The following is a 10854-nucleotide window of genomic DNA, read 5'->3' as shown; positions in this document are numbered from 1 at the left end:
GCATTCGACCAGATCGATAACGCGCCGGAAGAAAAAGCTCGTGGTATCACCATCAACACTTCTCACGTTGAATATGACACCCCGACTCGCCACTACGCACACGTAGACTGCCCGGGCCACGCCGACTATGTTAAAAACATGATCACCGGTGCTGCGCAGATGGACGGCGCGATCCTGGTTGTTGCTGCGACTGACGGCCCGATGCCGCAGACTCGTGAGCACATCCTGCTGGGTCGTCAGGTAGGTGTTCCGTACATCATCGTGTTCCTGAATAAATGCGACATGGTTGATGACGAAGAGCTGCTGGAACTGGTAGAAATGGAAGTTCGTGAACTTCTGTCTCAGTACGATTTCCCGGGCGACGACACTCCGATCGTTCGTGGTTCTGCTCTGAAAGCGCTGGAAGGCGAAGCAGAGTGGGAAGCGAAAATCATCGAACTGGCTGGCTTCCTGGATTCTTACATCCCAGAACCAGAGCGTGCGATTGACAAGCCGTTCCTGCTGCCTATCGAAGACGTATTCTCCATCTCCGGTCGTGGTACCGTTGTTACCGGTCGTGTAGAGCGCGGTATCATCAAAGTTGGTGAAGAAGTTGAAATCGTTGGTATCAAAGAGACTGCTAAGTCTACCTGTACTGGCGTTGAAATGTTCCGCAAACTGCTGGACGAAGGCCGTGCTGGTGAGAACGTTGGTGTTCTGCTGCGTGGTATCAAACGTGAAGAAATCGAACGTGGTCAGGTACTGGCTAAGCCGGGCTCTATCAAGCCGCACACCAAGTTCGAATCTGAAGTGTACATTCTGTCCAAAGACGAAGGCGGCCGTCATACTCCGTTCTTCAAAGGCTACCGTCCGCAGTTCTACTTCCGTACTACTGACGTGACTGGTACCATCGAACTGCCAGAAGGCGTAGAGATGGTAATGCCGGGCGACAACATCAAAATGGTTGTTACCCTGATCCACCCGATCGCGATGGACGACGGTCTGCGTTTCGCAATCCGTGAAGGCGGCCGTACTGTTGGTGCGGGCGTTGTTGCTAAAGTAATGAGCTAATTATTGATTAATTAGCTTTGAGCTTAAAAAGGGCGCTTCGGCGCCCTTTTTGTTATCTGCAATTTAGTCGTTGTCATATTTATTCGCATTTTTTATTCATTCTCCCGCCGCGTAAATCGCGTTGTGCTATTGTAATCATAACTATTCTCATTTACACTTTGCGCAGAAATTGAACGGGAGCGATCATGTACGTTTGTTTGTGTAATGCGATAAGTGATAAAAAAATACGTCAGGCTGTTCGCCAGTTTCATCCTCAGTCCTTTCAGCAATTACGTAAATTTATTCCTGTTGGAAATCAATGCGGTAAGTGCATTCGTGCTGCCCGCGAAGTCATGCAGGATGAATTAACGCAAATGCCAGAATTTAAAGAGATCGCCTAAGTCACACTCTTTTTTTTGACATCCCTGTAGCCCCATCTACGCTCTAAGAGTGGAAGCGGAGGGACTATAAAATGAAAGGTGATGTTAAGATCATAAATTATCTCAATAAACTATTGGGAAATGAGCTTGTCGCGATCAACCAGTATTTTCTCCATGCTCGTATGTTTAAAAACTGGGGACTGACTCGCCTCAATGATGTTGAGTACCATGAATCTATCGATGAGATGAAACACGCTGATAAATATATCGAGCGTATTTTATTCTTAGAAGGGATCCCGAACTTGCAGGATCTTGGCAAGTTGGGTATTGGCGAAGACGTTGAAGAGATGCTGCAATCCGATCTTCGACTCGAACTCGATGGCGCTAAAGACTTACGTGAAGCCATTGCCTATGCCGATAGCGTTCATGATTATGTCAGCCGGGATATGATGATTGAGATCCTGACTGAAGAAGAAGGGCATATTGACTGGCTCGAAACCGAGCTGGACCTGATTGCAAAACTTGGCTTACAAAATTATCTGCAATCGCAAATTAAAGTCAGTGACTAACCGCCCTGTATCATACTTAGCAGGCCAATAACAAAACCCGCAGCCGCCAGATATGGCCCAAATGGCAGCGGGTTTTTTAGTACCTGTTTCCCGTAACGGACGCAGGAAATCCCGGTGAGGCAACATGCCATACCCGCGGCAAGTAAAACCAAAAGTGGTAATGATTCCCAGCGATGCCATGCGCCTAGCGCGGCAAGAAATTTGACATCACCAAAGCCTAACCCTTCCTGTCGGCATATCAAACGATACCCCCAGTAGAACAAAGCAAATACCCCATAACCCGCTACAGCACCCCAAAGCGCGTCGGATAACTGTGCAGGTCTGCAGCATTGATGATAAATAAGACCGCCCCACAAAAGAGGGCAGGTAAATTTGTCGGGCAGTAACCCGGTACGTAGGTCATGGACTAAGAGCAACCCTGATAGCGAAACATAAATCAACAGAAAGGGGAGGTCGATGTACATGGGCAAGCCTTATCTGGTAAAGAGTTTACCTTCAGGTAAACCCGGCGGCCCTACAAGCTCGGAATGTGGGTTATGGATGCTCTCTTCCACGGAAAACGCGTTGCACCACAGGACATACAATCAGAGTGGAAGGAGCGCCGCATTTGTGAACGAGTGATTAATTTCTACGCGGCACTTGCTTAAGACTGAGATTTACGTATAATGCGCGGGCTTGTCTAATATTGACAGCGGTTCGATATGAGCCACCGGTACTGCGAAAGCAATACCAGACAATGTTCCCAATCGGGGAACTCTGTAAGAACGGTTACACTCTCCCATCAATCGTAATGGGTTTGAGGAGTAACTATTTCGTCTATAAAATAATTGGAGCTCTGGTCTCATGCAGAACCAAAGAATCCGTATCCGTTTGAAAGCGTTTGATCATCGTCTGATCGATCAATCAACCGCGGAAATCGTCGAGACTGCCAAGCGCACTGGTGCGCAGGTTCGTGGTCCGATCCCGCTGCCGACCCGCAAAGAGCGTTTCACCGTTCTGATCTCCCCGCACGTCAACAAAGACGCGCGTGATCAGTACGAGATCCGTACTCACAAGCGTCTGGTTGACATCGTTGAGCCAACTGAAAAAACCGTTGATGCTCTGATGCGTCTGGACCTGGCTGCCGGTGTAGACGTGCAGATCAGCCTGGGTTAATCAGGTCATCGAGCGATTGAGAGGTTGATACAATGATTGGTTTAGTCGGTAAAAAAGTGGGTATGACCCGCATCTTCACTGAAGATGGCGTATCTATCCCAGTAACCGTTATCGAAGTTGAAGCAAACCGCGTTACTCAGGTTAAAGATCTGGCTAACGATGGCTATCGCGCTGTTCAGGTTACCACCGGTGCTAAAAAAGCTAACCGCGTAACTAAGCCGGAAGCTGGCCACTTTGCTAAAGCTGGCGTAGAAGCTGGCCGCGGCCTGTGGGAGTTCCGTCTGGCAGATGGTGAAGAATACACCGTTGGTCAGAACATTAGCGTTGAACTGTTTGCTGACGTTAAAAAAGTTGACGTAACCGGTACCTCTAAAGGTAAAGGTTTCGCTGGTACCGTTAAGCGCTGGAACTTCCGTACCCAGGACGCTACTCACGGTAACTCCTTGTCTCACCGCGTTCCGGGTTCTATCGGTCAGAACCAGACTCCGGGCAAAGTGTTCAAAGGCAAGAAAATGGCAGGTCAGCTGGGCAACGAACGTGTAACCGTTCAGAGCCTGGACGTAGTACGTGTTGACGCTGAGCGCAACCTGCTGCTGGTTAAAGGTGGTGTTCCGGGTGCGACCGGTTGCGACCTGATCGTTAAACCAGCTGTGAAGGCGTAAGGGGATAGCAATGGAATTAGTATTGAAAGACGCGCAGAGCGCGCTGACTGTTTCCGAAACTACCTTCGGTCGTGATTTCAACGAAGCGCTGGTTCACCAGGTTGTTGTTGCTTATGCAGCTGGTGCTCGTCAGGGTACTCGTGCTCAGAAGACTCGTGCTGAAGTAACTGGTTCAGGCAAAAAGCCGTGGCGCCAGAAAGGTACCGGCCGTGCGCGTTCAGGTTCTATCAAGAGCCCGATCTGGCGTTCAGGTGGCGTGACCTTCGCTGCTCGTCCACAGGACCACAGTCAAAAAGTTAACAAAAAGATGTACCGCGGCGCGCTGAAAAGCATTCTGTCCGAACTGGTACGTCAGGATCGTCTGATCGTTGTCGAATCATTCTCTGTAGAAGCGCCTAAAACTAAGCTGCTGGCACAGAAACTGAAAGACATGGCTCTGGAAGATGTGCTGATCATCACCGGTGAGCTGGACGAAAACCTGTTCCTGGCTGCGCGCAACCTGCACAAGGTTGACGTACGCGATGCAACTGGTATCGACCCGGTTAGCCTGATCGCCTTCGACAAAGTCGTAATGACTGCTGATGCTGTTAAGCAAGTTGAGGAGATGCTGGCATGATTCGTGAAGAACGTCTGCTGAAAGTGCTGCGCGCACCGCACGTTTCTGAAAAAGCGTCTACTGCGATGGAAAAAACTAACACCATCGTTCTCAAAGTTGCTAAAGACGCGACCAAAGCAGAAATCAAAGCTGCTGTGCAGAAACTGTTTGAAGTCGAAGTCGAAGTCGTTAACACCCTGGTAGTTAAAGGGAAAGTTAAACGTCACGGACAGCGTATCGGTCGTCGTAGCGACTGGAAAAAAGCTTACGTCACCCTGAAGGAAGGCCAGAATCTGGACTTCGTCGGCGGCGCTGAGTAAGTCGGAGGAGTAATACAATGGCAGTTGTTAAATGTAAACCGACATCTCCGGGTCGTCGCCACGTTGTTAAAGTGGTCAACCCAGAGCTGCACAAGGGCAAACCTTTTGCTCCGCTGGTTGAAAAAAACAGCAAATCCGGTGGTCGTAACAACAATGGCCGCATCACCACTCGTCACATCGGTGGTGGTCACAAGCAGGCTTATCGTATTGTTGACTTCAAACGCAACAAAGACGGTATCCCGGCAGTTGTTGAACGTCTTGAGTACGATCCGAACCGCTCCGCGAACATCGCGCTGGTTCTGTACAAAGACGGTGAACGCCGTTACATCCTGGCCCCTAAAGGCCTGAAAGCTGGCGACCAGATTCAGTCTGGCGTTGATGCTGCAATCAAAGCAGGTAACACCCTGCCGATGCGCAATATCCCGGTTGGTTCTACCGTTCATAACGTAGAAATGAAACCAGGTAAAGGCGGTCAGCTGGCACGTTCCGCTGGTACTTACGTTCAGATCGTTGCTCGTGATGGTGCTTATGTCACCCTGCGTCTGCGTTCTGGTGAAATGCGTAAAGTCGAAGCAGACTGCCGTGCAACTCTGGGCGAAGTTGGCAATGCTGAGCATATGCTGCGCGTTCTGGGTAAAGCAGGTGCTGCACGCTGGCGTGGTGTTCGTCCTACCGTTCGCGGTACTGCGATGAACCCAGTCGACCACCCACATGGTGGTGGTGAAGGTCGTAACTTTGGTAAGCACCCGGTAACTCCGTGGGGCGTTCAGACCAAAGGTAAGAAGACCCGCAGCAACAAGCGTACTGATAAATTCATCGTACGTCGCCGTAGCAAATAATTTTAGAGGATAAGCCATGCCACGTTCTCTCAAGAAAGGTCCTTTTATTGACCTGCACTTGCTGAAGAAGGTAGAGAAAGCGGTGGAAAGCGGAGACAAGAAGCCCCTGCGCACTTGGTCCCGTCGTTCAACGATCTTTCCTAACATGATCGGTTTGACCATCGCTGTCCATAATGGTCGTCAGCACGTTCCGGTATTTGTTTCCGACGAAATGGTCGGTCACAAACTGGGTGAATTCGCACCGACTCGTACTTATCGCGGCCACGCTGCTGATAAAAAAGCGAAGAAGAAATAAGGTAGGAGGAAGAGATGGAAACTTTAGCTCAACATCGCCATGCTCGTTCTTCTGCTCAGAAGGTTCGCCTTGTTGCAGACCTGATTCGCGGTAAGAAAGTGTCGCAGGCTCTGGATATTCTGACCTACACCAATAAGAAAGCGGCTGTACTGGTTAAGAAAGTCCTGGAATCTGCCATTGCTAACGCTGAACACAACGATGGCGCTGACATTGACGATCTGAAAGTTACGAAAATTTTCGTAGACGAAGGCCCGAGCATGAAGCGCATTATGCCGCGTGCAAAAGGTCGTGCAGATCGCATCCTGAAGCGCACCAGCCACATTACTGTGGTTGTGTCCGATCGCTGAGACTCTGGAGACTAGCAATGGGTCAGAAAGTACATCCTAATGGTATTCGCCTGGGTATTGTAAAACCATGGAACTCAACCTGGTTTGCGAACACCAAAGAATTCGCTGACAACCTGGACAGCGATTTTAAAGTACGTCAGTACCTGACTAAGGAACTGGCTAAAGCGTCTGTATCTCGTATCGTTATCGAGCGTCCGGCTAAGAGCATCCGTGTGACCATTCACACCGCTCGCCCGGGTATCGTTATCGGTAAGAAAGGCGAAGACGTAGAAAAACTGCGCAAAGTCGTAGCGGATATTGCTGGCGTTCCTGCTCAGATCAATATCGCCGAAGTGCGTAAGCCTGAACTGGACGCAAAATTGGTTGCTGACAGCATCACTTCTCAGCTGGAACGTCGTGTTATGTTCCGTCGTGCTATGAAGCGTGCTGTACAGAACGCAATGCGTCTGGGCGCTAAAGGTATCAAAGTTGAAGTTAGCGGCCGTCTGGGCGGCGCGGAAATCGCACGTACCGAATGGTACCGCGAAGGTCGCGTACCTCTGCACACTCTGCGTGCTGACATCGACTACAACACCTCTGAAGCGCACACCACTTACGGTGTAATCGGCGTTAAAGTGTGGATCTTCAAAGGCGAGATCCTGGGTGGTATGGCTGCTGTTGAACAACCGGAAAAACCGGCTGCGCAACCTAAAAAGCAGCAGCGTAAAGGCCGTAAATAAGGAGCGTCGCTGATGTTACAACCAAAGCGTACAAAATTCCGTAAAATGCACAAAGGCCGTAACCGCGGTCTGGCTGCTGGCGCGGATGTTAGCTTCGGCAGCTTCGGTCTGAAAGCTGTTGGCCGTGGTCGTCTGACTGCCCGTCAGATCGAAGCAGCACGTCGTGCTATGACCCGTGCAGTTAAGCGTCAAGGTAAGATCTGGATCCGTGTATTCCCGGACAAACCGATCACTGAAAAGCCGCTGGCAGTGCGTATGGGTAAAGGTAAAGGTAACGTGGAGTATTGGGTTGCCTTGATTCAGCCGGGTAAAGTCCTGTATGAAATGGACGGCGTACCGGAAGAGCTGGCCCGTGAAGCATTCAAGCTGGCAGCAGCGAAACTGCCGATTAAAACCACCTTTGTAACTAAGACGGTGATGTAATGAAAGCAAAAGAGCTGCGTGAGAAGAGTGTTGAAGAGCTGAACACCGAGCTGCTGAATCTGCTGCGTGAGCAGTTCAACCTGCGTATGCAGGCTGCAAGTGGCCAGCTGCAACAGTCTCACCTGTTGAAGCAAGTGCGTCGTGACGTCGCACGCGTTAAGACTTTACTGACTGAGAAGGCGGGTGCGTAATGACCGATAAAATCCGTACTCTGCAAGGTCGCGTTGTTAGCGATAAAATGGAGAAATCCATCGTTGTTGCTATCGAACGTTTTGTGAAACACCCGATCTACGGTAAATTCATTAAGCGTACGACCAAACTGCACGTACATGACGAGAACAACGAATGCGGTACTGGTGACGTGGTTGAAATCCGCGAATGCCGTCCGCTGTCCAAGACTAAGTCCTGGACGCTGGTTCGCGTTGTAGAGAAAGCCGTTCTGTAATACAGTAGGCATTCTCAACGAATAAACGGCTCAGCGATGAGCCGTTTATTTTTTCTACCCATATCGTTGAAGCGGTGTTATAATGCCGCGCCCCCGATATGGGGCTTTTTTAACGACCTGATTTTCGGGTCTCAGTAGTAGTTGACATTAGCGGAGCACTAAAATGATCCAAGAACAGACTATGCTGAACGTCGCCGACAACTCCGGTGCACGTCGCGTAATGTGTATCAAGGTTCTGGGTGGCTCGCACCGTCGCTACGCAGGCGTCGGCGATATCATCAAGATCACCATCAAGGAAGCAATTCCGCGTGGTAAGGTCAAAAAAGGTGATGTGCTGAAGGCGGTAGTGGTGCGCACCAAGAAGGGTGTTCGTCGCCCGGACGGTTCTGTCATTCGCTTCGATGGTAATGCATGCGTTATTTTAAACAATAACAGCGAGCAACCTATCGGTACGCGTATTTTTGGGCCGGTAACTCGTGAACTTCGTAACGAGAAGTTCATGAAAATTATCTCTCTGGCACCAGAAGTACTCTAAGGAGCGAATCATGGCAGCGAAGATCCGTCGTGATGACGAAGTTATCGTGTTAACCGGTAAAGATAAAGGTAAACGCGGTAAAGTTAAGAATGTCCTGTCTTCCGGCAAGGTCATTGTTGAAGGTATCAACCTGGTTAAGAAACATCAGAAGCCGGTTCCGGCCCTGAACCAACCAGGCGGCATCGTAGAGAAAGAAGCAGCTATTCAGATCTCTAACCTTGCTATCTTCAACGCGGCAACCGGCAAGGCTGACCGTGTAGGCTTTAGATTCGAAGACGGCAAAAAAGTCCGTTTCTTCAAATCTAACAGCGAAACTATCAAGTAATTTGGAGTAGTACGATGGCGAAACTGCATGATTACTACAAAGACGAAGTAGTCGCTAAACTCATGACTGAGTTTAACTACAATTCTGTCATGCAAGTCCCTCGGGTCGAGAAGATCACCCTGAACATGGGTGTTGGTGAAGCGATCGCTGACAAGAAACTGCTGGATAACGCAGCAGCTGACCTGACAGCAATCTCCGGTCAAAAACCGCTGATCACCAAAGCACGCAAATCAGTTGCAGGCTTCAAAATCCGTCAGGGCTATCCGATCGGCTGTAAAGTAACTCTGCGTGGCGAACGCATGTGGGAGTTCTTTGAGCGCCTGATCACTATTGCTGTTCCACGTATCCGTGACTTCCGTGGCTTGTCCGCTAAGTCTTTCGACGGTCGTGGTAACTACAGCATGGGTGTCCGTGAGCAGATCATCTTCCCAGAAATCGACTACGATAAAGTCGACCGCGTGCGTGGTTTGGATATTACCATTACCACTACTGCGAAATCTGATGAAGAAGGCCGTGCTCTGCTGGCTGCCTTTGACTTCCCGTTCCGCAAGTAAGGTAGGGTTACTGAATGGCTAAGCAATCAATGAAAGCACGCGAAGTAAAGCGCGTAGCTTTAGCTGATAAGTACTTCGCAAAACGCGCTGAACTGAAAGCTATTATCTCTGATGTGAACGCGACCGACGAAGATCGTTGGAACGCAGTTCTCAAGCTGCAGTCTCTGCCGCGTGATTCCAGCCCGTCCCGTCAGCGTAACCGCTGCCGTCAAACAGGTCGTCCGCATGGCTATGTGGGCAAGTTCGGGTTGAGCCGTATCAAACTGCGTGAAGCCGCCATGCGCGGTGAAGTACCAGGCTTGAAAAAGGCTAGCTGGTAATTACCAATTGAATCACGGGAGTAAAGACAGATGAGCATGCAAGATCCGATCGCGGATATGCTGACCCGTATCCGTAACGGTCAGGCCGCGAATAAAGCTGCGGTCACCATGCCTTCCTCCAAGCTGAAAGTGGCAATTGCCAACGTGCTGAAGGAAGAAGGTTTTATTGAAGATTTTAAAGTTGAAGGCGACACCAAGCCGGAACTGGAACTTACTCTCAAGTATTTCCAGGGTAAAGCTGTTGTAGAAAGCATTCAGCGTGTCAGTCGCCCAGGTCTGCGCATTTATAAGCGTAAAGACGAGCTGCCGAAAGTTATGGCTGGCATGGGTATCGCAGTTGTTTCTACCTCTAAAGGTGTTATGACTGATCGTGCAGCGCGCCAGGCTGGTCTTGGTGGCGAAATTATCTGCTACGTAGCCTAATCGGAGGAAAAAATGTCTCGTGTTGCTAAAGCACCGGTCGTTATTCCTGCCGGCGTTGATGTAAAAATCAACGGTCAGGTTATTACGATCAAAGGTAAAAACGGCGAGCTGACTCGTACTCTCAACGATGCTGTTGCAGTAAATCATGCAGATAATGCACTGACCTTCGGTCCGCGTGATGGTTACGCAGATGGATGGGCTCAGGCTGGTACCGCGCGTGCCCTGCTGAATGCAATGGTTGTCGGTGTTACCGAAGGCTTCACTAAGAAGCTTCAGCTGGTTGGTGTAGGTTATCGTGCAGCGGTTAAAGGGAATGTAGTAAACCTGGCTTTAGGTTTCTCTCACCCAGTTGACCATCAGCTGCCTGCGGGAATCACTGCAGAATGTCCGTCTCAGACTGAAATCGTGCTGAAAGGCGCTGATAAACAGCTGATCGGTCAGGTTGCAGCAGATCTGCGCGCCTACCGTCGTCCTGAGCCTTACAAAGGCAAGGGTGTTCGTTACGCCGACGAAGTCGTGCGTACCAAAGAGGCTAAGAAGAAGTAAGGTAACACTATGGATAAGAAATCTGCTCGTATCCGTCGTGCGACCCGCGCACGCCGCAAGCTCCAGGAGCTGGGTGCAACTCGCCTGGTGGTACATCGTACCCCGCGTCATATTTACGCACAGGTAATTGCACCGAACGGTTCTGAAGTTCTGGTAGCTGCTTCTACTGTAGAAAAAGCTATCGCTGAACAATTGAAGTACACCGGTAACAAAGACGCTGCTGCAGCTGTAGGTAAAGCTGTTGCTGAACGCGCTCTGGAAAAAGGCATCAAAGATGTTTCTTTTGACCGTTCCGGGTTCCAATATCATGGTCGTGTCCAGGCACTGGCAGATGCTGCCCGTGAAGCTGGCCTTCAGTTCTAAGGTAGAGGTG

22 protein-coding genes are annotated in these 10854 nt (G+C 50.1%); 21 read left to right on the top strand and 1 reads right to left on the bottom strand.

The window, feature by feature from the left end; all coding sequences use genetic code 11:
- The 3 genes from tuf to bfr all read left to right on the top strand — a co-directional run.
- Positions 1-1050: elongation factor Tu (gene tuf / locus OGY18_RS24405; protein ID WP_063942044.1), on the top strand; the 1050-nt coding region annotated here is incomplete at its 5' end.
- A 185-nt stretch (positions 1051-1235) separates the two neighbouring features.
- The gene (bfd, locus tag OGY18_RS24400) at positions 1236-1430 is read left to right on the top strand and encodes a bacterioferritin-associated ferredoxin (protein ID WP_003031111.1); all 195 of its coding nucleotides are present in this window, start codon (positions 1236-1238) and stop codon (positions 1428-1430) included.
- 71 nt (positions 1431-1501) lie between these two features.
- Positions 1502-1978, top strand: coding sequence for a bacterioferritin (gene bfr, locus OGY18_RS24395; RefSeq protein ID WP_003827773.1), 477 nt, complete (start codon positions 1502-1504; stop codon positions 1976-1978).
- Here the strand turns inward: bfr and OGY18_RS24390 are convergent.
- Positions 1975-2442, bottom strand: a complete 468-nt coding sequence (locus OGY18_RS24390) for a prepilin peptidase (protein WP_008786290.1) — start codon at positions 2440-2442, stop codon at positions 1975-1977. The genes bfr and OGY18_RS24390 overlap by 4 nt on opposite strands.
- Before the next feature lie 379 nt (positions 2443-2821).
- On the opposite strand from OGY18_RS24390, the gene rpsJ reads away from it, so the two are divergent.
- From rpsJ to rplR, 18 genes are all read left to right on the top strand, one after another.
- A complete protein-coding gene (gene rpsJ / locus OGY18_RS24385) occupies positions 2822-3133 on the top strand; it encodes a 30S ribosomal protein S10 (RefSeq protein WP_001181005.1) in 312 nt (103 codons plus the stop codon).
- A 32-nt stretch (positions 3134-3165) separates the two neighbouring features.
- Complete coding sequence (gene rplC / locus OGY18_RS24380; RefSeq protein ID WP_003031117.1) at positions 3166-3795, top strand: 50S ribosomal protein L3; 630 nt, start codon at positions 3166-3168, stop codon at positions 3793-3795.
- Between the two features lie 10 nt (positions 3796-3805).
- Positions 3806-4411, top strand: a complete 606-nt coding sequence (gene rplD / locus OGY18_RS24375) for a 50S ribosomal protein L4 (RefSeq protein WP_003031119.1) — start codon at positions 3806-3808, stop codon at positions 4409-4411.
- Positions 4408-4710, top strand: a complete 303-nt coding sequence (rplW, locus tag OGY18_RS24370; protein ID WP_000617546.1) for a 50S ribosomal protein L23 — start codon at positions 4408-4410, stop codon at positions 4708-4710. The genes rplD and rplW overlap by 4 nt, the downstream gene beginning before the upstream one ends.
- A 17-nt stretch (positions 4711-4727) precedes the next feature.
- On the top strand, positions 4728-5549 hold the full coding sequence (gene rplB, locus OGY18_RS24365; RefSeq protein ID WP_000301869.1) for a 50S ribosomal protein L2: 822 nt from the start codon (positions 4728-4730) through the stop codon (positions 5547-5549).
- A gap of 16 nt (positions 5550-5565) precedes the next feature.
- Positions 5566-5844, top strand: coding sequence for a 30S ribosomal protein S19 (gene rpsS / locus OGY18_RS24360; RefSeq protein ID WP_001138115.1), 279 nt, complete (start codon positions 5566-5568; stop codon positions 5842-5844).
- A 14-nt stretch (positions 5845-5858) separates the two neighbouring features.
- Positions 5859-6191 carry a 50S ribosomal protein L22 gene (gene rplV / locus OGY18_RS24355; protein WP_000448832.1) on the top strand — a complete coding sequence of 111 codons (333 nt, stop codon included), beginning with the start codon at positions 5859-5861 and terminating at the stop codon, positions 6189-6191.
- Positions 6192-6208: 17 nt separating this feature from the next.
- Complete coding sequence (gene rpsC, locus OGY18_RS24350; RefSeq protein WP_000529945.1) at positions 6209-6910, top strand: 30S ribosomal protein S3; 702 nt, start codon at positions 6209-6211, stop codon at positions 6908-6910.
- Between the two features lie 12 nt (positions 6911-6922).
- The gene (rplP, locus tag OGY18_RS24345) at positions 6923-7333 is read left to right on the top strand and encodes a 50S ribosomal protein L16 (protein ID WP_000941208.1); all 411 of its coding nucleotides are present in this window, start codon (positions 6923-6925) and stop codon (positions 7331-7333) included.
- Entirely contained in the window at positions 7333-7524 is a 192-nt protein-coding gene (gene rpmC, locus OGY18_RS24340) for a 50S ribosomal protein L29 (protein WP_000644742.1), read from the top strand. The genes rplP and rpmC overlap by 1 nt, the downstream gene beginning before the upstream one ends.
- Positions 7524-7778 (top strand): 30S ribosomal protein S17, encoded by a 255-nt coding sequence (rpsQ, locus tag OGY18_RS24335; protein WP_003031120.1) that lies wholly within the window; start codon positions 7524-7526, stop codon positions 7776-7778. The genes rpmC and rpsQ overlap by 1 nt, the downstream gene beginning before the upstream one ends.
- 163 nt (positions 7779-7941) lie before the next feature.
- Positions 7942-8313: a 50S ribosomal protein L14 gene (gene rplN, locus OGY18_RS24330; RefSeq protein ID WP_000613954.1), complete on the top strand. Its 372-nt coding sequence runs from the start codon at positions 7942-7944 to the stop codon at positions 8311-8313.
- A gap of 10 nt (positions 8314-8323) precedes the next feature.
- A complete protein-coding gene (rplX, locus tag OGY18_RS24325) occupies positions 8324-8638 on the top strand; it encodes a 50S ribosomal protein L24 (RefSeq protein ID WP_003031122.1) in 315 nt (104 codons plus the stop codon).
- Positions 8639-8652: 14 nt separating this feature from the next.
- A complete protein-coding gene (gene rplE, locus OGY18_RS24320; RefSeq protein WP_003031123.1) occupies positions 8653-9192 on the top strand; it encodes a 50S ribosomal protein L5 in 540 nt (179 codons plus the stop codon).
- Between the two features lie 14 nt (positions 9193-9206).
- Entirely contained in the window at positions 9207-9512 is a 306-nt protein-coding gene (gene rpsN, locus OGY18_RS24315; protein WP_003031125.1) for a 30S ribosomal protein S14, read from the top strand.
- Between the two features lie 30 nt (positions 9513-9542).
- Entirely contained in the window at positions 9543-9935 is a 393-nt protein-coding gene (gene rpsH, locus OGY18_RS24310) for a 30S ribosomal protein S8 (RefSeq protein WP_003031127.1), read from the top strand.
- Between the two features lie 12 nt (positions 9936-9947).
- Entirely contained in the window at positions 9948-10481 is a 534-nt protein-coding gene (gene rplF / locus OGY18_RS24305; protein WP_003031129.1) for a 50S ribosomal protein L6, read from the top strand.
- 9 nt (positions 10482-10490) lie between these two features.
- Positions 10491-10844 (top strand): 50S ribosomal protein L18, encoded by a 354-nt coding sequence (gene rplR / locus OGY18_RS24300; protein WP_000358960.1) that lies wholly within the window; start codon positions 10491-10493, stop codon positions 10842-10844.
- Positions 10845-10854: the final 10 nt, after the last annotated feature.

Source organism: Citrobacter sp. Cpo142 (assembly GCF_030332425.1).
In the GTDB taxonomy this organism is placed as follows: domain Bacteria; phylum Pseudomonadota; class Gammaproteobacteria; order Enterobacterales; family Enterobacteriaceae; genus Citrobacter; species Citrobacter portucalensis.
The sequence above is the reverse complement of the archived record's forward strand: the minus strand, read 5'-3'. Positions and strand labels throughout refer to the sequence as shown.

What these genes read in the sequence shown, in the direction of transcription:
- bfd (WP_003031111.1), top strand. Translation starts at nt 1,236, where the DNA reads ATGTACGTTTGTTTGTGTAATGCGATAAGTGATAAAAAAATACGTCAG.
- bfr (WP_003827773.1), top strand. Translation starts at nt 1,502, where the DNA reads ATGAAAGGTGATGTTAAGATCATAAATTATCTCAATAAACTATTGGGA.
- OGY18_RS24390 (WP_008786290.1), bottom strand. Translation starts at nt 2,442, where the DNA reads ATGTACATCGACCTCCCCTTTCTGTTGATTTATGTTTCGCTATCAGGG.
- rpsJ (WP_001181005.1), top strand. Translation starts at nt 2,822, where the DNA reads ATGCAGAACCAAAGAATCCGTATCCGTTTGAAAGCGTTTGATCATCGT.
- rplC (WP_003031117.1), top strand. Translation starts at nt 3,166, where the DNA reads ATGATTGGTTTAGTCGGTAAAAAAGTGGGTATGACCCGCATCTTCACT.
- rplD (WP_003031119.1), top strand. Translation starts at nt 3,806, where the DNA reads ATGGAATTAGTATTGAAAGACGCGCAGAGCGCGCTGACTGTTTCCGAA.
- rplW (WP_000617546.1), top strand. Translation starts at nt 4,408, where the DNA reads ATGATTCGTGAAGAACGTCTGCTGAAAGTGCTGCGCGCACCGCACGTT.
- rplB (WP_000301869.1), top strand. Translation starts at nt 4,728, where the DNA reads ATGGCAGTTGTTAAATGTAAACCGACATCTCCGGGTCGTCGCCACGTT.
- rpsS (WP_001138115.1), top strand. Translation starts at nt 5,566, where the DNA reads ATGCCACGTTCTCTCAAGAAAGGTCCTTTTATTGACCTGCACTTGCTG.
- rplV (WP_000448832.1), top strand. Translation starts at nt 5,859, where the DNA reads ATGGAAACTTTAGCTCAACATCGCCATGCTCGTTCTTCTGCTCAGAAG.
- rpsC (WP_000529945.1), top strand. Translation starts at nt 6,209, where the DNA reads ATGGGTCAGAAAGTACATCCTAATGGTATTCGCCTGGGTATTGTAAAA.
- rplP (WP_000941208.1), top strand. Translation starts at nt 6,923, where the DNA reads ATGTTACAACCAAAGCGTACAAAATTCCGTAAAATGCACAAAGGCCGT.
- rpmC (WP_000644742.1), top strand. Translation starts at nt 7,333, where the DNA reads ATGAAAGCAAAAGAGCTGCGTGAGAAGAGTGTTGAAGAGCTGAACACC.
- rpsQ (WP_003031120.1), top strand. Translation starts at nt 7,524, where the DNA reads ATGACCGATAAAATCCGTACTCTGCAAGGTCGCGTTGTTAGCGATAAA.
- rplN (WP_000613954.1), top strand. Translation starts at nt 7,942, where the DNA reads ATGATCCAAGAACAGACTATGCTGAACGTCGCCGACAACTCCGGTGCA.
- rplX (WP_003031122.1), top strand. Translation starts at nt 8,324, where the DNA reads ATGGCAGCGAAGATCCGTCGTGATGACGAAGTTATCGTGTTAACCGGT.
- rplE (WP_003031123.1), top strand. Translation starts at nt 8,653, where the DNA reads ATGGCGAAACTGCATGATTACTACAAAGACGAAGTAGTCGCTAAACTC.
- rpsN (WP_003031125.1), top strand. Translation starts at nt 9,207, where the DNA reads ATGGCTAAGCAATCAATGAAAGCACGCGAAGTAAAGCGCGTAGCTTTA.
- rpsH (WP_003031127.1), top strand. Translation starts at nt 9,543, where the DNA reads ATGAGCATGCAAGATCCGATCGCGGATATGCTGACCCGTATCCGTAAC.
- rplF (WP_003031129.1), top strand. Translation starts at nt 9,948, where the DNA reads ATGTCTCGTGTTGCTAAAGCACCGGTCGTTATTCCTGCCGGCGTTGAT.
- rplR (WP_000358960.1), top strand. Translation starts at nt 10,491, where the DNA reads ATGGATAAGAAATCTGCTCGTATCCGTCGTGCGACCCGCGCACGCCGC.